Consider the following 21,055-nt stretch of genomic DNA (forward strand, 5'->3'; position numbering starts at 1 on the left):
CTACATCGTTCTTTCCACCTGGTTCACATAGAAAAATTGTACAATCAAGAAGTATATGACTTGAATAATCGCAAAGCATCCTAATACGAGGGAAGATTCTACGGTTAGATCATAGTCAAACATATGGGATAATGCGGTAAGTGCTACGAAACCATGAATGAGTGCGACGACAATTGGCGAGAAGAATAAAATCGCAATTTGGCGAGTCACTACTTTCTTCAACTCAGATTGTGTTAACCCAATTTTGACAATGGAACGAAACTTTTGCTTTTCTTCATCCAAGTCCGTAAATAATCGGAAATATAGAAAGCTTCCAGCTGAAACGAAGAAGACAATTCCTATAAACAAGCCGATAAATAAGATCGGTCCATAGGCTTTATTGATTTCATAAAGGGAATAATCGATGGGAAATACCTTATACTCAAGTTGTTCCTGTAGCGTTCTTCCCACTTCAATTAGTTGCTCTGTTTGCCCTTCTTCCGCTTTCCATACGGCAGTCATGTCACTTCTTCCTGGCGCTCCAAGCAGGTCCACTATGCTGTCATTCACAACATAATAGCCATTTGTCTCAGATAATACCTTGGATTCTACTACACGACTAGGTTGGAGTTGTTGTCCGTTGTCTAGTGGGACGTTAGCGTTCATCAACACTTCACTCGCTTTTCGTCCCTGCCCGATGATTCCTTCACTCTGTTCCACTACAAACGCCTCATGCTCCTCTGGATCAAGCTCCGTTTCCCCGATTAATGCCGCAAACCGGTTGTAATCAGATGCCCTCACGATTAGCTGTCTGTCGTTTTGTTCTGATATCTCATAATAATTCAAATCGATTACTTCCATCGTTGCCTCTATACGTTCTTCTTGCAAGAGCGTGTTAATTGTACGAAGATCCTTTTCAATTACGTCTTCACTGTCATCGAGCCATGGAATATACGTCATGCTATATGGATTAGCCTCTTTTATTCCATTCGTTAAATAAGATTGTAATCCATATAACGCTCCAATTGCACTAAACGCCACCGTTGATATGATAGCCACCATGAAAAATGTCCGTGCGTTATCCTTCATCCGGAATGATAAATCAGAAAACAATAGCATATTGGTTTTCCGCCAGAAAATCGCTTTGTTTCGTTTTAAACGACGAATCACATACACACTTAATTGAGTAAAGAAGAGATACGTTCCAAGTGTAACCACGACAATAACGGGTATCATCGCATAAACAACAAAAATACCTTTTACATACAAAGCCGTTCCATACCCTGCAATAAGGAGGAGCGCTGCAAGAATGGATAGAAAAATTGATGCTTTCGGTTCCCCTTTAGACTGTTTATCCCCTTTAATTAAATCAACGAGCTTATTCGTACGGAGAATAAACGAAACAAAAATCGATATACAGATAAATAAAAAGAGAAAGCTACTAAACGTCACAACAATGGCCAATGTAGGAAAATAAAAATGAAGCGATTCACTAATGATTAATACATTTTCAGCAAGTAAGAGAATCGCTTTAGCGAAAAGCAAACCAAGCAGAATACCACCCACTGTCGCGAAAAAGCCAATTAAGATATTTTCCAGAAAAACCATCAAACGAATTTGTTTGTTGGAGGCCCCTAGCGTCATTAACAAACCAAACTCTTTCTTTCGCGATTGTAAGAAAGAACTCATAGAATATAAGACAAAAAAGAACGAAAACACGTAAATGATTCCACCAGCAGCCGCCATCCCCATTAAAGCATTTTGATTAATGGAGCCACCTGAGAACACAGGATGAAAGGCAAAGATGGCAAACGTGAAAAAAACCATCACCGTGAACATGCTACTAAGAAAGTACGCAATATACAGTCGCTTATTGCGTAACACATTGTTAAACGCGAACTGACGAAATGTCATGACGGTCGCCTCCCATCAACGAAAGCATGTCGATAATCTTCTGGAAAAATGCTTGCCTACTTTCCCCGCGGTAGATTTCAGAATGAAGTTTCCCATCCCGGATAAAAATAACACGGTCGGAATAGCTAGCCGCTTGTGGGTCATGGGTGACCATTAACAAACTAGTTTGTTCCTGCTGATTAATCGAGACAAGCATGTCCATCACATCTTTTGCTGCTTTCGAATCTAGGTTTCCCGTTGGCTCATCGGCTAACAGCAGCTTAGGCTCATGAATCATCGCTCTCGCAATCGCTACCCGCTGTGCCTGACCTCCTGATATTTCGTACGTGCGTTTCTTCATGATTGACGCAATTCCAAGGCTTTCCGCAATGGTACGCGCTTTTTCCTTCATATCTCTTACACGAGCACCATCTAATGTGAGTGGTAGGACGATATTTTCCTCGACCGTCAATGTATGCAGTAAATTGAAATCCTGAAAGATAAATCCTAGTTCATTTCGACGGAATTTGGCTAATGCACTTTTCTTCAAGCGATGTGGATGGTGTCCTTCGATTTCTACCTCCCCTGTAGTCGGTGCATCATTCGTGGAAATAATATTTAATAGTGTCGTTTTCCCACTTCCGGACGGACCCATAATCGCAACAAATTCACCTTTTTCTATTTCTAAATTGATATCAGTAAGGGCACGGTATGCGACTTTCCCTCCGTAAACCTTACTTACTTTTGTAAGCTTCAGCATAATCATTCTCCTTTCACATCGTTTCTAGTAAAAGTATAGCCGTGCCCCTCCCTTAGAACTATCGATTATGCTTTCACGAATCTTACATTGATGTAAGGTTTTGCGTTTTCGAAAAAATGATCCGGACAGTGGTTCCTACCCCGACCTCTGATTCCAATTCGATGCGGTGCTCGAGCCTTTCCGCCACCTCTTTAACCAAATAAAGGCCCATCCCAGTTGATTCTCGATGCTTTCGCCCATTTTCCCCAGTGAAAAATTTATTAAAAACCCGCTTCTGATCAACAAGCGGGATCCCAATTCCAAAGTCTTGAACTTCGAGGACCGCTTCCCCTGCCCTTTCATAAAGAGAGAGGACGAGTCGCTTTGTCTTCCCAGCAGAATAGTTAACAGCATTTTGTACAAGCTGCGTTACAAGGAAGAAAAGCCACTTCTCATCGGTCTCTACTGTAATGCCTGGCTTGTCTTCCTTTACTTGTGGATACACTTCATTACGGATGTAAAATCGCTTGTTTTCCTGATTCACTTCATGGACTAGCTTTACAAGCATAACGGGCTTAATATGAAAATCTTCTGCAATGGTACGGAGCCTAGCCATATAGAGAACGGTATTCAGACCATTTCGCATTCGTTCTGTTTCCTCCCGAATGCTAGACGATTCAGGTTCATCTAAAGTTTGGGCGGTTAGCTCAATTACAGAAAGCGGCGTTTTCATTTGATGAACCCAACGATCCATAAATAACAAATGCTCATCCTGCCTATCCTCCGCATTCTGAAGTTCTTCTTGATATAAATGATACTGTGCACTAAGTAATTGATCGAGTGCTTCTGATATGGGCGTTCGTTCGGTAGTCTCAAGTGATGCATCAAGTGTTTCCATCCGATTCTGTAACCTGTGATAAAAGCTTCTTCTCCGCATGTATTGATAAATGAGGTAGGCCATTAATATGACTAGTGATAGAAAAATAGCGTACATGCTTACACTAAACCCTCTATAGCCGTCCAACCAAAAAAGCAATGGAATCATTACAAACTGGCAGAGTTGAATCATAATAAGTAACAAATGCTCACGAAGAAAAAGTTTCATACTTCCCCCTTACTCCATGTAATGCGTAGACGATATCCTGCCCCTCTAACCGTTTCCACAGCATTTTCAATCCCTAGCTCTTGAAACTTCTTCCGAACGCGAGTAATATTCACATTCAAGGTATTTTCATCAATATACGCTTGCTCATCCCAAAGCTTCGCCAACAAATCCTGTCGACCAGCCACACGAGGATAACGCTCTAGCAGCGCTTCAATAATGTCTGTTTCTTTCTTCGTTAATTGCGTCACTTCATTTCCAAATCGTAGCTCTAATCGTTCCGGATATAAACTCAAGCCGTCTTGAGTTAGCATCCTTTCTTCATACTTTACCGCATATTCCCCGTATGCACGGCGCAGCTGACTTCGGATTTTCGCCATCACAATCTCTGGATGAAATGGCTTCGTAATAAAATCATCACCACCACTTTCTAATGCCATGACTTGATCCATCTCACCCGTCCGCGCCGAAATGAAGATCACTGGGCAGATCGACTCTTTTCGAACTTGCCTACACCAATAGTACCCGTCATAACTAGGGAGATTAATATCTAGTAATAGCAGACTGGGCTTCACATGACGAAATGTGGTCATTATATTATCAAAGTCTTTCGCAATTATGACTTCATATTCATATTTTCCTATATAAGAGTTTAAATACTCCGCAATTTTTATATCATCTTCAACAATCATGATTTTTTCCATGTTAGTTTCTCCTAGCACAGTAGTTAATTGGAAGCAGTGGGACGGTTCTCGCGCTTCCTTATCACAAAAGGAGCCTCCATTTAGGAAGCCCTCTTCTTATGTCTTTTTCTGTCCAAAAAACTTTTTCATTCATGGTTAGAGCGTGCGGTCATGAACTAATTAAAAGGATATTTTTTGAATTAGTAACTGTTCTCCAAAAAATAATAACTTTAAACTAAAATCGATTTTTTCTCAATTTTCATAAATCCTCCCATGCTTTAACCAACCTAAACTACATAATATTTTTGATACTTTCTGTTGGAAAAAGGAAGTTATGTCAAAAAGGGCTTTCAAAAAAAGAATTCATTGAGTATCTATTGTGATTGTTCTATCTATGAACCAGGAAAATAGGATTAGGGTTGGTATAACGAAAGGTTAATACATTATCTCGGGTTTCTTCATAAATCCCCACATTTTATCTAAGAAACTTAGCCATATACGTCTTGCCTTCAAATTTATCGAGATTCCCCCTATTTCAAGAAGCAGGAGAACCATCCCCTTACTTATTTGCTTTAACAAATTGACATGTCATTTCAGCTACTTTCTTATTACCAGCTTCTGAAAAACCATGTCCTTCTCCGGGGAATACTTCTATTCTCGCATGAGGATACAGCCTAGATGCTCTCTTTCCATATTCAAGTGCCACAATATCATCCTGATCACCATGGAAAATCAAGACATTTTTATGAAATCCTCCAATATGTTCAAATGCAGGATACCCATGTATCGATTCAAAAAATGCTCTCCCCAAAGTCATCCCCCATAACTCATATGTATCAGGAATACGATCAAGTGTAGGGAATTTTGTATTCCAGTTATCTGGGATGCTAAATGCAGGATATAGCAAGAGCATTCCTTTGATTTCCGCTATATATTCTTCTGCTACTAATGCTGTTACCAATCCTCCTTGACTTCCCCCAAATAGAAAGATATTATCACGATCTACATTTTCCCAATCTCTTATCGTATCAATCACCGCGCATAGATCTTCTTTTTCTGTAAAAATAGTCATCTCCGTAGTGTTAAGATCACTTTTGGAATGTACCGATCCACCGCAAAAATCGAAACAAAAGGCTCCTACGCCATGCTCTACTAAATATTCACTATGCATCGCAAAATCGGCATTTGTTCCGTTATAGCCATGGCTATATATAACAACCGGACACTTTTCACTAGTATCCGGCATATAAGAGACACCATAAATTTCCCTTCCATGATGGTTAATCTTTACAGCTTTCTTTATGCATTCATTCATCTTGAAACCTCCAACAAATAACGTTATTAAGGATATGGTTTTGTTTACTCTTCTACATTCTTCCATATGTAAACTGTATCAGGTATGCGAACGAACGACAACGGTATAATAATTCATAACACCCAAATGAAAATACATTACATAACCCATCAAAACTGTACGTTCGGATGGGTTTAGCTGAAATATCGATTTGTTTTAAGTTGAGATGTTTCGTCCCCCACATTAGAAAGCAGCATAACTAGACCAATAAATCCAATCAATACTAAGTTGTTTTTCAAGATAATCCTCCTTTATCCAATATACAACAAATCGTAGTTATTACGTTTTACTGTATAGTATACTCCTAGACTCTTTTCTAGGGGAAGCACCTGCTTCGGTTATATAAGCAAAGAAAGAACGGGATGATGAAAATAACATCCCATTCTTTCTACTAGTTATGTTTAGACGAAAACCTAGAACCGTCCCTACGTATTCTGCATTAAAACTTGTCTTCATTTCTCTTAAAAAATTCAAAATATGTGCGCACATTTTCTAACTCTGTCCACTTTTTCACAATAACAGGGTTTTCATCAAGGTCATAGATTTTTGCTCCCTGCATCGAAAGGAGAAAGGGAGAATGAGTTGATATTATAAACTGACAACCAAAAAAACGTGCAGAATCTTCGATAAACCGTAGTAATTCCATCTGAAGTTTTGGAGAAAGACTGTTTTCAGGTTCATCTAATATGTAAAGTCCATGTTCACCGATTTTCTCAACGAAATACTTGAACGCACTTTCCCCATTCGATAATTCCCTCACATTATCCATCAATTCATTTCTCACAAAACGCGACTGCGTTTTGCTTCTAGCTGTATTTACCTTTTTCAACTGTTCGTAATCTGCCATCGTTCTCATTTGAAACGTAGAGTATTTCGTATCTAAATATTCTTCAAAAAGTTCTTCACGTTTTTGGTCAATTCCCTCATTGAGAGTTCGAATATTCAGCATAAAATCAAACACATCATCACTGGTAATGATTCTGCTCGTTTCAGGAATATCAGCAGCCTGCTCGACTTCACACATCTTTACATAGTCAGGATAGAAATTTGATTTATTATAAAGAGAATCACGCTTTGCCCCTATCTTTTCTGCGATTACATTCAATGCTGTCGATTTTCCTGAACCGTTTCCGCCATATAAAATAGTAACAGGCTCAAAGACTAGTTTCTCAAGACCTCGCCTAGATAATATCTTAAACGGATAATACGAATCATAGCACGTTCTTTTTATATTAATAAAAAAATCAAATTCCCTTTCCTCATCTGGAAATGTAAATGTTCTTACATACATCATACGAATCCTCACTAAGCAATCATGAATTTTGTTTAATTATAGCATGTTAGGACCGGTGTTGAATCGTCTCTTGTTTACTATATCATCCCACAAACCACTCGAAACACCGAAGACGGATTCCGCTGTAGATCACGATAACTCACCTTCCAAGACTTACTCTCCCCGGCAATCTCAACAACGCTCTCCTCAGGGTTCATCCGAATCTCCAACCCACTTACCCGATAAGACCTCACACTTTTCGCTTCATCCAATTGCTCCGAATCCAATTCAATCTTAATCTGGTCTGAGATTCTTCGCAGCATTCGCCAGATCGATAGCTCGTCCTTTGATTTCATAAAGAGCTCTGGTAATTCGTTTGCTTCCTTTATTAGGTTCAACGTTGTCATTGCGTAGCCGGCGATTCCGTAGTGAACAAGCTTAATCACCTGTTTCACATTCACCCATGATTCTACGTGAAAAAGTACACTTCCACCTTCAACAACCTCTACCTCTGTGATCCTGCCATAGCATACAACACCGTTCCGCCAGCCGCCTTTTAACTGAATCACAGGCAGTTGTTTTATATAAGTTAATCTCGATGTTTCCTTACACACCTCATGTGATGAGTCGATGATAGGGATTACCTAATGACATCCAGATGACCAGTAGTAAATTCGTTTACATAATCTCTCCCTTCGCCTAACTAAAACTACTATATATTTTAGGAACTAAAGTGTCGAGATTAAGGGAAAACCTACAAGGAAAATAAAACAACCACTCCTTTTACTATGTAAAGAGAAGTGGTTACCTTATCATGAAGCTAAATAGTTGTCTTTAATTGTTTGGATAATATACTTAGATGCTTTTACTCTGCTCTTAAGCTGTAAAAAATCATAACAATTATTCTATTTTAGCTTCTGATTAATCTTATAAATAGAAAATCGTTTCTGTTTTGCATATAGGGATAGTACTTGGTTTTGTTACTATCGACATTAGTATCAGGTTCCCTAACCCCAAATTCTGTTACACCAGCTGTAACTCTATATGCCATCCCCGCTTGCCAATGCCATGTAACACTTGCGTTATCATACCAAGGAAACCGATGCCACATTACTGGTGGTGGAGAACCGCTTACAACCCTACTTTTAAATGTATCCAAAGAATAAGCGTCTTCGCCATTTATCTTATTCCCTCTCCAAACCTGGCCAGAATAATTATCATAATTCAAATATCGTGGGAAATGGTGAGTGAAATTTGATTCGTATAGTCCTAATGCACCTACTCCTAACTCATTTCTTAATGTATTAATTAATTGCCATTCGTTACCACCGTAATATTGCTTTGCCCTTACATATGAATGACCATTATTGTAATGGTATTGAGCGATCATAGCAGCGGTTGTTGGTCCACATGCGCTTCCTGGATTAGATACATATGCTTGTCGTTGATACATATGAGGTACGCCTAGCCAATAAGAAGATGGTAAAGATAGTGCTTTAAACTCAGCTTCTTCAATAGGTTGATCTTTTAAATAATATTCCCATGTATCTTCAATATTTGTAACGTTTTCTTTAATTTTTAATTTTTCTAATGTTAATTCCTTATTAGCTTTTAGTTCTTTTTCTAATTTTTGTTTTTGTTCTTTCTTTTCATCTCCACCAACATTTTTAGAGGTTAATTCAAGGTCAATTAACTCTTTTTCAAGGTTAGTAATATGTTTATCTTTACTTTTTTTAAATTTCTCTTTTAATTTTTCTTTGTTTAAAGCTCCTGTGAAATTCAATCCACCAAAATAATAAATTTTTTCATCACCTGGAACTTCTTCAAAACCTTCATGCGAAGCAGCATTACTGTACTCCAAAACAGGGGTAAGGTTGTCTCGAGCTGCAATGATATAATAGCCAACCTCTTTGTCATCTTTTACAAGTGAAAAATAATAACTTACTACCGTATCATCTATATCATAAAGATTTCTGTTAAATTCAATGTCTACATTACGCCATTCGTCAGAGAATTCGTGGTCAGACTCCAAATCACTGATATGTGTTTGGATTACCTTTTTTGCCTCAGTAACAGAAACTTGATTTGCAGCATAAACGCTATTGGAATTAGCCAAAAATATAAGCATAATAATGAATACCGTTAAAGAATAACTCCTCCTACAAAATATGTACATACTTACACCATCCGTAAATTTTCTTTTTTTTTACAAATTTAATACTATCATACAATTTACAAATAACAACTATTAAAATATAATATTATTGGTAAAGGAGATGGTAATCCATGAATAAATTTAGGAATAAGTGGATTTTGATTTTTTGTTTTATAATTGTTATAACAGGGTGCGTTCCTTTAGGGAAAGAGCGATATTTCCAATTGAAGTTTTCTCCCATAAATTCTCCGGAATCTGATATAGAACTATATTTTCTTTCGGATTATTCAGGAGAAAAACCTCCTAGTAAGGATATAGCCAATGTATTAATCGTGAAAGACACCCCTTATATTTCCTCGAATAATGAAAAAGGAAATGTTTCTTATCAAATTAAGGGGACCGATATCTCGGGTGAGCTCATAATCGGAGAACCGACTACCTTGAACCGTGATAGCCTGTCGATGTATAAAGTTAAAGAAATTGTTATAAATCAAGAACGGTTAATCCTTGTCCTAACATATAACGATGGCTTCCAAGAAGAAATTGAAATGATCAATCGAGGGGAACCGACCGGATACTATTAATTACTATTTTTTAATAATTTTTTATGTGTTCTTTTTGTGAGGGGCTGTCTCATGACTAGTTTATAACATTTGAGTAATTGGTTAAATTCATTTTCCGTTAAGAAGTGTGAGTGGGCAATTTCATCAAAAAAATAGCGAGAAAACCCCCACTTCCTACGGAGTGTAAAGTGGCGGGATGAATCGCTTTGCCCTTTAGTGGCGGAAGGGCTTGCCTCCACACCTTTTCGAAATTTTCTCCATACACAAATAGGATATGAAAAGACGCGATTAATCCTAATCCCATCCAAATGAATAGAAATACAGTAAATTCGTTCACCTTAACTCCCCTTCCTCTTATCTACCACCGCTATAAATTACGGAACCTATTGTGGCTATCGACTGAGCGAAACCTTATGAGGACAGTTAGGTGTGTTGGATAGGCTACACTTAGTTGGACAGAATTTTTAAGGTCAAGTAGACTACAATTAATACGGTTGAGGAGAATCTATGATGACCAAAAGAAAACGTCGAACGTTCAGTGAAGAATTTAAAAGACAAATCGTCCAACTTTATCAAAGCGGTAAACCACGTAAAGAGATTATTCGTGAACATGACTTAACCCCTTCAACTTTCGATAAGTGGGTGGCTCAAAATCAGAATTCGGGTTCTTTCAAAGAAAAGGATAATCTTACTGCTGAACAGAAAGAACTACTTGAGCTCCGTAAAAGAAATAAGCAACTTGAAATGGAGAATGACATTTTAAAGCAAGCCGCGCTGATCATGGGACGAAAGTAGATGTGATTCGGAATAACAAACACAAATACTCAGTATCAGCAATGTGTGACGTCCTACAACTTCCAAGAAGTACGTATTACTACGAAGCCAAAACAAGACCACATGAAGATCCACTAATGAAAGAAGTCAGCCGCATCTTTCATGAAAGTCGTCAAACCTATGGAACTCGTAGAATCAAACAAGAACTAAAAAAACTTGGACACGTTGTGTCTAGACGGCGAATTGGAATGATGATGAATGCTCAAGGACTTGTTTCAGTCTACACAGTGGCTCAGTTCAGACCGTACTCTTCAAAACCAAATGAATCCAATCACAAAAACGAACTAAACCGAAAATTCGGACAAGACAAAGCATTAGCTGTCGTTGTCAGCGACTTAACATATGTACGAGTGGGTAAAAAATGGCATTACATATGCTTATTTATTGATCTCTTTAATCGTGAGTTAATCGGTTATAGTACGGGTAAAAATAAAGATGCACATCTAGTTTATCGAGCATTGGCTTCGATTAAAGCGGATTTAAACCAGATACAAATGTTTCACACCGATCGTGGAAGTGAATTTAAAAATCAGTTAATTGACGAAGTATTAGAGACATTCTCCATTCAACGCTCGTTAAGTATGAAAGGTTGTCCCTATGACAATGCGGTTGCAGAAGCAACGTTTAAGGTCGTCAAAACCGAGTTTATCAAAGACAAACACTATGAGAGTCTAGAAGAAAGAAGAATTAAATCGAGAATTAAGTGACTATGTTCATTGGTTCAATCACCACAGAATTCACAGTACCCTGGGTTATAAAAGCCCGGTTGCTTATAAATTGAAACACCTTAAAAATATTGTCTAGTTTTTTGTTGACAGTCCAAGCTTCTAACTTTCCTGCTTCCTCATTTACCAGTCTAGCTTTAGATGTTGCCCTCTTTTTAAGTCAAATAATAATTCAAAACCACAAAATAGAAAGATGACTTAATTAAGAGGTGAACCACTTAGATTGTAGTATTCTCAGCTATTAAATTCATTTAAAAGTAGGCGTACTAGAACGCCCCCTTTAAAATTAAATTACTATAAGTACCTTGATCCAAAAGCCTGCTGTTTTTTAACGTCTCTATTGTTGCCTCCACACTATCACGTACTTGAGCAAATATTTGTTCTAAACTTGCTGAGGGATTTTCTTCTAATCAATGGATAACGACAGACATCGTGTACTCAATATATTCATATAAATGTTTAGTAAATAAGTTCGCATTATATTGCATCTCACCCGAGTGAACAATTGCGTTCCTAATCCGATACAATCTATGGACATGCTGTTGAATATTTTTCATGTGTTTTAAAAGAAGCTCTGCACACTTTTTTCCATCTTTTAAAACTGTGTTTAATTCATTAAGTCTATACGCTAACAAGTTGTTAATACGTCCTTGTTATTAAGGCCTCTTTCCACCTTATCCCTCCAACACAATTGACATTTTGACAAAATCTGTATATAATTTTAATTGAAAAGCATATTATATATTGATAATTAAGGAGCCCCTTTGGTCTTGAGGATTAATCCCAACCCATTGGTTCGCTCCTTTTTATTTTACCATAAACAAGCAATTCACTCGTAATGCAAAAAGAAGCAAGAGAACCGTCCCCCAGCTTCACTGCACCATCTCACAAACCACCCGAAACACCGCAGAAGGATTCCGGTGCAACTCACTATAACTCACCTTCGCAGACTCACCCTCCCCCATAATCTCAACCTCACTCTCCTCAGGGTTCATTTTGATTTCCAACCCATTCACCTGATACGTCCGCACACTCTTCGCTTCATCCAACTGCTCCGAATCCAACTCCACCTTTATCCGGTCAGAGACTCGTCGCAGCATTCGCCAGATCGCCTTTTCATCCTTCGACTTTATGAAGAGCTCCGGCAGTTCGTTTGCTTCCTTCAACAGGTTCAACGTCGTCATCGCGTAGCCTGCTATCCCGTAGTGAACAGGCTTAATCACTTGTTTCACATTCACCCAAGATTCTACGTGAAAAAGTACACTTCCACCTTCAACAACCTCTACCTCTGTGATCCTGCCATAGCATACAACACCGTTCTGCCGCCCAACATCTTTACTCACGTACAAAGCAACATAAGCAGCTTCCTGCCAGCCACCTTTCAACTGATTCGCAGGCAGTTCAAACAACGCCTCTTGCATACACAGTCGGTATTGTTCCTCCGATGACACGACACCGATGAGCACCTTTTCATCCAAAACAGACTGCCAATCCTCCTGCGTTCCTCTTGGCAAAATCCCTTCCGCCTGTAGCTCTTCAAGACTTTTTTCGATTAAATGCTCAACAAACTGTTCGACGAGCTGCGTTGCCGAAGGGAGAAACGGTAATCCGCCGATGTTCACTTCTTCATTGCTTTCGTAAAAATGATGCTCCGTATACGTGTGCTCATCCTCCCACGGAAACAAGACATACGCGCCAAAAGCGGTTCGCTCGTACGGTCCTTTCTTCCTGGCTACGATTGAATCGCGGTACCGGTGCATCGTGTTAATGTCTTCCTCTAACGGACCTGGTGTTTTGTAACGATTGCCATAATAACTGCCTTCAACCGCAAAGTCGATACGATATTTTGCATCAAACACATAATCAAACGAATAATCCTTGCCCTTTTTCGCAATGCTTAACACACTATCTGGCTTTTTAAATCAAAATACTTTGTCACAAACTTAGCATTATGTTAAACAAACTCAGCTTTTCCTGCGGTCCTTTTAAAACTCCTAATAATCCAATTTCCCTCGATTAAATTCAAGCGTATTCGCCCGGTCCAACACCTTCTTGCTGAAAGGATGTGTCTTTTCATCCATATTAACGGTACCAATAATATAAACAACCCCGGCAAATAAATAGTCTGACCGGTAATTTCCTCTGAAAAAATCGTCAATGTTATCAACTAACTATTCTCCCACTTCCGACTTTCCATCACGTCAAAATAACAAATGGTGTCCCATGGCATAGGATTACACTCGGTTGTGATAGGATGTCTCTCAAAGGAAACGTTTCTATCTTTATAAAACAAAAACATTCTCATTATGCCAGGCCATAAATCTTTTATCAGGTGGTACGTCCCGAAACTGTTGAAGTTTAGAACCTTTAATATTCTCTAGAAAAGAAATACTGATCTCTTCTTGAGCCACGAACTTTGAAGATAGAATTATTTCAAACTTATCAGGTTCGATAGTTACAACTCCTCGATCTAAAGCCCAATGATGCAATTTACATAAAGCTAATCCATTACCTAAGTTATCAGGTCCACCATACGCATGCCATTGAATATGGGCTGCATCTAACCCAAATGGCACTTGATTGAACAATGAAGAAAACCCGCAAATTGCACATTTATGACGATAATTTGCCAACACCTTATCAACAAAATTCCGATCTCTTTTTTGTTTAGATATTGCTTTTACTGGAAGATTTAATAAATCAGCAATGTCTTTTTGCACAGTTTCAGGCCAATACTTACCTAAAATAAACTGTGCAGCTTCAGCTCTTGCTATATTATCTGAACTTAACAACTTAAATATTTCATTGTTAATATACCCGTATGTCTCAGGATCTCTTAAAACACTTATAGGTAGTGTCTCCTTATTAGAAAACCTCGTCCCATAAGGAACATGAATATCCCAAATAATAGAACTATTTAAGTGGTGAAAAGGTTGTTCGGGTTTACCTTTACCAACTCTACCGCCAAACGTTCTAATTAACAAATCCAATTCTCTTTCTATATCTGGAAAATAAAACTTATTTCTTTTTACTTTTCCCCCTTCTATTAGTGAAATAAGTAATAATAAAAATAGGGGTTTTTTTAACGAAGCACCTATTTTACTTCCTTTGTATGTCCTAATTTTATCTAACTCTTCTATTAACTTATTTATTTCCATTCACTATTCGTTTCCTTTCCTACCAACTTCATTTTCAGTTTAAATCATACTCTATTTAACCTTCACTACAATGTTACAATAAGCCATAAAACTAATCATTGTTAAATTAATAATTTTTTTACCAAAAATTAACCTTTATTTAAATCAATTAGTTTGACTGATTCGACATAAAACTAGTAAAATCAACATATAATCTATAAAATTACGTACGTAATCGAGGTGAAATCAATGGGACAGGGATTTAGTTACAACTTTCCTTCCTTACGTGGGGTACAAGCAGGTAGAGCTTTTTATGTTGCTATGGTCCCACTTCGGTTAATTCCCAAAATTTTTTTATTTGATGAAGAGGATGTACCTGCAGAACACCGTGCTCAACGAATTTTAAACAAATCACGAATTCCTGAAATTACAAATTACATCTTAGAAAATCATAAAGAGTATGTCTTTTCATCGTTAACTGCGTCTATTGATGGTAATATTGAATTTCAATCTTTAGGAAAACAAGACACTCACAATGATTTAGGTAACTTGATTGTCTCCTTAGATTCCAAGTTTTTAATTATTGACGGTCAACATAGAAGAGCAGCAATTGAAGAAGCACTTAAAATTTCACCTGAATTAGGCGGAGAAACTATTTCAGTAGTTTTCTTTCATGATCAGGGGTTGAAGAAGACCCAGCAGCTGTTTGCAGACCTTAACAGACATGCAATCAATACGACTTCCTCTATTGGAATCTTGTATGATCATCGCGACCAATTGGCAATGTTAACAAAAGATATCATTAAACAAATCCCCCTACTTAACAGATATACTGATAATGAAAGAGTTTCATTATCAAAAAATTCACCTAAGCTTTTTTCTCTAAACAGTGTGTTTAACACAAACCAACGTCTATTAGGTAAGAAAAAAGGAGAATTTGTTACTGAACAAGAAAAAGAGTTTCTATTTCTGTTTTGGGAGTTACTGTCAGAGTCTATAACTGAATGGCAACAAGTTTCAAATAAAGCTATGTCTCCTCGTGAATTGCGAATGAACTTTATCGTTGGCCATGGAGTATTCATGGAGGCTATAGGAATACTAGGAAACTATTTGTACTTCGAGTACCCTTCAGATTGGAAACAATATATAGTAAAATTAGAATTTATAGATTGGAGTCGTACGAATTATAAAGATTGGTTAGATCGTGCCTTTAATCAAACGGGAAGAATTGTTAAGAACAATCAAACGGTCCAACTCACAGCCAATCAGATCAAATTTCAACTAAACCTTCCTCTCACTGAAAAAGAAAAAGAGGTCGAGAATATATTAAAGCAAGGTGTTTAATGATGATAAATAACCTTATTACTAATTTAATTCAAAAGAAAAATCCCATAATTGATGATGCTATTCAACTAATTAAAGACGTCTATCTACAAGATATTAATGAAGAAAACCCTAAACCTTGGGTTGTAGGATATAGCGGTGGAAAGGACTCTTCAACGGTTGTTCAATTAATTTTTGAAGCACTAACGCAATTGTCTAAAGAACAACTCCATAAAAAAATTTACATTATTTCATCTGATACGTTGGTAGAAACTCCTTTAATCATATCCTTTATTAATCGGACTCTACAACGTATCCAAGATCGAGCGTTAGAACTGAATTTACCGATAGAAACACACAAAGTAAAACCAAACTATAAGCAGTCCTTTTGGTCAATGTTAATAGGACAAGGCTATCCTTCTCCTAATCAAAATTTTCGATGGTGTACAGACCGTTTAAAAATTGAACCTGCCAATCGCTTTATAACGGAAAAAGTATCTGAACACGGTGAAGTTATTATGGTTTTAGGAATGCGGGATAATGAGAGTGCAACTAGAGCCAATGTAATGAAATCATATACAGTCGAAGGAAAAGTTTTAATGAGACATTCGACATTAACTAAGGCTCTTGTTTTTGCTCCTATACGTAATTTTTCTGTCGATGATGTGTGGAATTACTTAAATAACCATGAATCACCTTGGGGTGATGATAATAAAACGTTACAAAAGCTTTACCAAGATTCTAGCAGTGATGCTGAGTGTCCACTTGTTATCGACAAATCCATTAAAGAAAGTGCCGGTTCTTGTGGAAATAGCCGTTTTGGGTGTTGGACATGTACCGTTGTTACAGAGGATAAAGCAGTAAAAGGCTTTATTGATAATGGAGAAGAATGGCTTAAACCATTACTTAGTTTTCGAGATTGGCTAGTAGACATTAGAGATGAGCGGATTTATCGCCAAAAATATCGAAAAAATGGCCAAATTTACTTTACTGATGTTACCATCGAGACAAAAGAAGACAAAGCCTACGTTGTTATTCCTAAAAAATCACGACGTTCCAGGGGATACATTCCTTTAGAGAACTTTGAAATTGTTAAGAAAGAAAAACTAAAAGAATATTTACTTTACAATAATATTGACCTCTCAGATTTTGATGATACAAACTTATTAATCGAATCATTAGATGATGACGGCAAGGTAAAATACGAACGACTTGGTCTTGGTCCATTCACAATGGTTGCACGAGAAATGATACTGCGCAAACTACTTCAATTACAAAATGAAGTGGAATTCCCAGATGGACTAAAGTTTGACCTCATAAAAAAAGAAGAGCTAAAAATAATTCGCAAAATTTGGCTAGACAATGGTGAACTTCATGATAAGCTGCCACAAATTTTTGCTGAAGAAATGGGTTATGACCTTGATTGGGAATACAATGACCGCCCTCTATTTGATAGTAATCAATTAACTGATTTAGAGTTACTTTGTCAGGAACACAACGTTGATTTTAAAGCATTAAAATCACTTATTAGCATTCAAAAACAATACAATGGATATAAAATCAGAAGAGGTATTTATCAAGATATAGAAAAAGCACTAAAACAAGACTATTTACACCTTTAAGCACGGAAGGGAATTCTTATGCAATTTAAAAAAATAATATTAAATAATATTGGTGCATATAAAGGAGCACAAGAGATTAATTTAACAACCAATCCACCAAATAAGAATGTTGTTCTATTTGGTGGTGAGAATGGTTCTGGGAAAACTACGTTATTAAATTCCATTCGTTTAGCACTATTTGGAGCATTTGCCTACGGATATGCAACTGAAAATGACCATTATTTTAAGAACATCTACTCGTTACTTAATAAAACGGCTCTTGCACGTGGAGAGGACTTATTCCAAATAATTATTGAATATGAAGAAGTTGAAGATTTTGAACGGAATCAATATCGTCTTACACGTAGATGGCAATTATCTAACGGGAAACCAAAAGAAACATTTATAGTTAAACGAAATGATGCACAACTTAGTGAAACAGACAAAGATATTTATCATACTAGATTAAAAGAAACCGTCCCTCCAGAGCTTTTTAATTTATGTTTATTTGATGGCGAAGAAATTTCAAGGATTGTAAATGACAATGAGTTATCGAACTACTTAAAATCAGCTTCCCAAGTCATTTTTAATTTACATCTTTTTAATTCTTTGGAGAAAGATTTAACTACTTATATGAATAATTCCCTAGATGAAAAACAATTATCTTTGGACGAAGAAGAAATTATCACCATAGATAATAAAATTAGAAGTTTGAAACAGAAGTTACAAAATCTAGAGATAAAAGAATTTGAAACTAATGAAAAAATTAACAATCTTGAACAGCAAATCAAAAGTGATCGAAAACATTTTGAACTGCATGGAGGTTTAGCAAAAAAGGAGCGAGATGAGTTACAAGAAGAAGTAAATAAGATTGAACAGATACGCAAATCGAATTCAGAGAAATTTAAAGAGTTCACATCTACCCTACTCCCATTTCTTCTTGCTAAAGATTTATTACATGATGTAAAGAGGCAAATGGAGTTAGAACAATCTTTTGAATTATACGAGCAAGTAGCCACTTCTCTAACTGAAGATAAAATGAACTCGCTATTGAAAACTATCACAGAAAACTCCAAAGTTGAAATTAGTAATCCAGTTGAAGTTTCTCAAAGTTTGCGGTCTGAATTTTTATCATTATTTCCAGCTCCAGATGTTGAATACGTGCACCGTGTTTCATTTGAGCAACGAAGTAAAATAGAAGCTATTCTTGACAAGGTAGACAATATTAATCCGGATGATTTCATTAATTTACTGGAAGAAAATCAGACGTTACTAGATAAAGCAAAAGAAATTAGAAAGAAAATAGAAGTAAATGATTCGACTGAAGACTTCAAAGAGTTACTCGATAAAATTGATGTGGCTACACAAGAAATTATGAATAATAAGCAGCTTCTTATTACAATTCAAGAACAACAAGAAACTCTTACAGCAGAACTAGAAGCCCTTACCAAGGAATCCACTATAAAAAAACAGAGGTTGTCAGATAAAACAAAATTAGGAAATTCCTTTTTATTAGCTAGTCAAATTAAGGAAGTTAGCTCAAAGTTTCGTTTGCAGCAACAGAAAAAGAAATTAATGGATGTAGAAATAGCTGCAACAAAAATGCTTAACTCTTTAATGAGGAAAAAATCATATGTTTCATCTATACAAATTGACCCAAATTCATATGAAATAAAACTTTATAATAGTAACAAAGACGAGTTACTAATCCAACGCCTATCTTCAGGAGAAAAGGAAGTTCTTCTTCTTTCAATTTCATGGGCTATGTATACTTGTTCACGTATTAGGTTACCATTTGTATTTGATACATTACTTGGTCGATTAGATAAAACACATAAGCAAACTATCTTAACTAAATTCATTCCTAAGTGTGGAGATCAAGTTATTATATTGAGTACAGATTCCGAAATTGATCCATTCCACTATGACATGATTAAACCTTATTTAGCAAAAGAATACATGCTCGAATTTATTACGGAAGAAGAAAGAGTAGAAATCCATCCACACTATTTTCATTCTGATGAAGTGGAGGTGCCTTTATCATGAATTTTCGTTTAAAAACTTCTAGATATGTTGCAGAAAAATTAAAACAATTACAAACAGTTACTAACGAAACTCCTAATATTATTGCTCGTCATGCTATTGCAATATCTGTAAAACAAAAAGATTTGCCAAATATAGAAAATATAGATACTGGCGGCGTTGAATTTAATCGCCATACATTGACTGGAGGCGATGATGAAATTTTTCGTGCGATGATTGCTCAACATTTAAACAGTGAAATTACTGACGAAGAATACTTCCCATCCCTCTTTAACGCGCATTTAGAAAGGGGTGTACGATTACTAGCTGGTGAATACCAACATTCAGGAAATATAGACCGCTACTGGATTAGCCTTTTAAAACAATGTAAGTAGGTGAAGCTAATGCTTTATTTAGATAATAGTGCTACAACACAAATCTTGCCCGCCGTTAAAGAAGCCATGCTCCCTTACTTACTAGAAGAATTCGGAAACCCGTCTAGTAAGTATTACTCTTTAGCAGAAAAAGCAAGCAAAGCAGTTAAAGAAGCCAGAGAACAAGTTAGTCGACTAATAGGTTGCAATGCAGACGAAGTTATTTTTACAAGTGGTGCAACAGAAAGCAATAATATGATTATCAAAGGCATAGTGGACTTTTATGGAGATTCAAATAAACATATTATTACCTCTAAAACGGAGCATCCATCTGTACTAGAGACATGTCGTTATCTTGAACAAAAGGGGTTCCGTGTAACCTACCTAGATGTTGATAGATATGGAAGAATTGATTTAGTTCAACTTGCTAATATACTTGAGACTCCCCCTCTCCTAGTTTCTATAATGTGGGGAAATAACGAGATTGGTTCCTTAAACCAGATAAAAGAAATTTCCAAGCTCTGTGTAGAAAAAGACGTATTTTTCCACACAGATGCTACGCAAGTTATCGGAAAAGTGCCAGTTGATTTAAACCAAGAAGGATTTGAAGGGGTTCAGTTCCTTTCTTGTTCAGCACATAAATTTCATGGTCCTAAAGGAATCGGAGTCGCTGTTATTAAGAAAGACGAACTAGGATTAAGACAAAAAATTACACCTCTCCTTCACGGTGGTGGACAAGAATATGATTACCGAAGCGGTACACTTCCTGTTCATAATATTGTTGGGATGGGAAAAGCTGCAGAATTAGCATTTTTTAATTTATATAATAATGTTGAAAAACTCAAGACACTCGAATCCTATCTCCAAGATATTTTATTGGATAAGTTTGGTGAAGTGATTCAATTCAATCACGACTCTACAGACAAAATTCCAGGTATACTTAGCGTTCAATTTCAAGGGGTAAATAATGAAACTTTAATTAAGACCCTTTCCCCTATCGTTGCAGTCTCGACTGGTTCGGCATGCAGTTCAACAAAACCAAGTCACGTTCTCCAAGCAATTGGGCTTTCAATGGAGGAAATCCGTTCGACAATACGTTTTTCTCTATCACATTTAATTGATAAAACTGATTTAGACATATTTGATAGATTGTAAAAGGGTTGTAGTTTCGAAATATTACTGTGCCTCTTTATTGGGAAGTAAAAAAGATTTAAACTTGAATTCTAAGTTGAAGTAGCTAAACTAAAATAGCAGCCTGAATTCAGTAACTGATTCAGGCTGCTAGAATTTTATATAAA

General features: G+C 36.7%; 16 protein-coding genes and 3 pseudogenes. 7 read left to right on the plus strand and 12 right to left on the minus strand.

Features of this window, described 5'->3' with window-relative positions; all coding sequences use genetic code 11:
• The 8 genes from B1R93_RS05700 to B1R93_RS05735 all read right to left on the minus strand — a co-directional run bounded on the left by B1R93_RS05700 (nt 1) and on the right by B1R93_RS05735 (nt 9,151).
• Nucleotides 1-1,893: an ABC transporter permease gene (locus B1R93_RS05700; RefSeq protein WP_088102978.1), complete on the minus strand. Its 1,893-nt coding sequence runs from the start codon at nt 1,891-1,893 to the stop codon at nt 1-3.
• Nucleotides 1,868-2,632 carry an ABC transporter ATP-binding protein gene (locus B1R93_RS05705; protein ID WP_088102979.1) on the minus strand — a complete coding sequence of 255 codons (765 nt, stop codon included), beginning with the start codon at nt 2,630-2,632 and terminating at the stop codon, nt 1,868-1,870. Before B1R93_RS05705 ends, B1R93_RS05700 begins: the two co-directional genes overlap by 26 nt.
• 82 nt (nt 2,633-2,714) lie before the next feature.
• Nucleotides 2,715-3,716: a sensor histidine kinase gene (locus tag B1R93_RS05710; protein WP_088102980.1), complete on the minus strand. Its 1,002-nt coding sequence runs from the start codon at nt 3,714-3,716 to the stop codon at nt 2,715-2,717.
• Nucleotides 3,713-4,417 carry a response regulator transcription factor gene (locus tag B1R93_RS05715; protein ID WP_088102981.1) on the minus strand — a complete coding sequence of 235 codons (705 nt, stop codon included), beginning with the start codon at nt 4,415-4,417 and terminating at the stop codon, nt 3,713-3,715. Before B1R93_RS05715 ends, B1R93_RS05710 begins: the two co-directional genes overlap by 4 nt.
• A gap of 538 nt (nt 4,418-4,955) precedes the next feature.
• Nucleotides 4,956-5,711, minus strand: coding sequence for an alpha/beta hydrolase family protein (locus B1R93_RS05720; protein ID WP_088102982.1), 756 nt, complete (start codon nt 5,709-5,711; stop codon nt 4,956-4,958).
• 478 nt (nt 5,712-6,189) lie between these two features.
• Nucleotides 6,190-7,044: an AAA family ATPase gene (locus B1R93_RS05725; protein WP_088102983.1), complete on the minus strand. Its 855-nt coding sequence runs from the start codon at nt 7,042-7,044 to the stop codon at nt 6,190-6,192.
• 77 nt (nt 7,045-7,121) lie between these two features.
• Complete coding sequence (locus B1R93_RS05730; protein ID WP_088102984.1) at nt 7,122-7,592, minus strand: hypothetical protein; 471 nt, start codon at nt 7,590-7,592, stop codon at nt 7,122-7,124.
• Nucleotides 7,593-7,933: 341 nt separating this feature from the next.
• Nucleotides 7,934-9,151 carry a hypothetical protein gene (locus B1R93_RS05735; RefSeq protein ID WP_088102985.1) on the minus strand — a complete coding sequence of 406 codons (1,218 nt, stop codon included), beginning with the start codon at nt 9,149-9,151 and terminating at the stop codon, nt 7,934-7,936.
• A gap of 158 nt (nt 9,152-9,309) precedes the next feature.
• On the opposite strand from B1R93_RS05735, the gene B1R93_RS05740 reads away from it, so the two are divergent.
• Both B1R93_RS05740 and B1R93_RS05750 read left to right on the plus strand, forming a co-directional pair.
• Entirely contained in the window at nt 9,310-9,762 is a 453-nt protein-coding gene (locus tag B1R93_RS05740; RefSeq protein WP_088102986.1) for a hypothetical protein, read from the plus strand.
• 489 nt (nt 9,763-10,251) lie between these two features.
• Nucleotides 10,252-11,379: pseudogene (locus tag B1R93_RS05750) on the plus strand (IS3 family transposase).
• Nucleotides 11,380-11,710: 331 nt separating this feature from the next.
• Here B1R93_RS05750 and B1R93_RS05755 read toward each other — a convergent pair.
• The 4 genes and pseudogenes from B1R93_RS05755 to B1R93_RS05765 all read right to left on the minus strand — a co-directional run bounded on the left by B1R93_RS05755 (nt 11,711) and on the right by B1R93_RS05765 (nt 14,458).
• The gene (locus tag B1R93_RS05755) at nt 11,711-11,935 is read right to left on the minus strand and encodes a hypothetical protein (RefSeq protein ID WP_088102988.1); all 225 of its coding nucleotides are present in this window, start codon (nt 11,933-11,935) and stop codon (nt 11,711-11,713) included.
• 237 nt (nt 11,936-12,172) lie between these two features.
• Nucleotides 12,173-13,207, minus strand: a pseudogene (locus B1R93_RS05760) (nuclease domain-containing protein); the annotation flags it as partial.
• Between the two features lie 90 nt (nt 13,208-13,297).
• Nucleotides 13,298-13,500, minus strand: a pseudogene (locus B1R93_RS23340) (MrcB family domain-containing protein); the annotation flags it as partial.
• An 82-nt stretch (nt 13,501-13,582) separates the two neighbouring features.
• Complete coding sequence (locus tag B1R93_RS05765) at nt 13,583-14,458, minus strand: phosphorothioated DNA-binding restriction endonuclease (RefSeq protein ID WP_088102990.1); 876 nt, start codon at nt 14,456-14,458, stop codon at nt 13,583-13,585.
• 228 nt (nt 14,459-14,686) lie between these two features.
• Here B1R93_RS05765 and dndB point away from each other — a divergent pair, with 228 nt between their 5' ends.
• Genes dndB through B1R93_RS05790 form a run of 5 tightly spaced genes read left to right on the plus strand, consistent with a single transcriptional unit; the run spans nt 14,687 to nt 20,912 of the window.
• Nucleotides 14,687-15,781, plus strand: coding sequence for a DNA sulfur modification protein DndB (gene dndB / locus B1R93_RS05770; RefSeq protein WP_088102991.1), 1,095 nt, complete (start codon nt 14,687-14,689; stop codon nt 15,779-15,781).
• 2 nt (nt 15,782-15,783) lie between these two features.
• Entirely contained in the window at nt 15,784-17,382 is a 1,599-nt protein-coding gene (gene dndC, locus B1R93_RS05775) for a DNA phosphorothioation system sulfurtransferase DndC (RefSeq protein ID WP_088102992.1), read from the plus strand.
• 18 nt (nt 17,383-17,400) lie between these two features.
• On the plus strand, nt 17,401-19,407 hold the full coding sequence (dndD, locus tag B1R93_RS05780) for a DNA sulfur modification protein DndD (RefSeq protein WP_088102993.1): 2,007 nt from the start codon (nt 17,401-17,403) through the stop codon (nt 19,405-19,407).
• On the plus strand, nt 19,404-19,778 hold the full coding sequence (locus B1R93_RS05785; RefSeq protein ID WP_088102994.1) for a DndE family protein: 375 nt from the start codon (nt 19,404-19,406) through the stop codon (nt 19,776-19,778). The genes dndD and B1R93_RS05785 overlap by 4 nt, the downstream gene beginning before the upstream one ends.
• A 9-nt stretch (nt 19,779-19,787) precedes the next feature.
• On the plus strand, nt 19,788-20,912 hold the full coding sequence (locus B1R93_RS05790; protein ID WP_088102995.1) for a cysteine desulfurase family protein: 1,125 nt from the start codon (nt 19,788-19,790) through the stop codon (nt 20,910-20,912).
• Nucleotides 20,913-21,055: the final 143 nt, after the last annotated feature.

Source organism: Halalkalibacter urbisdiaboli (assembly GCF_002156385.1).
Lineage (GTDB): Bacteria > Bacillota > Bacilli > Bacillales > Bacillaceae_D > Halalkalibacter_A > Halalkalibacter_A urbisdiaboli.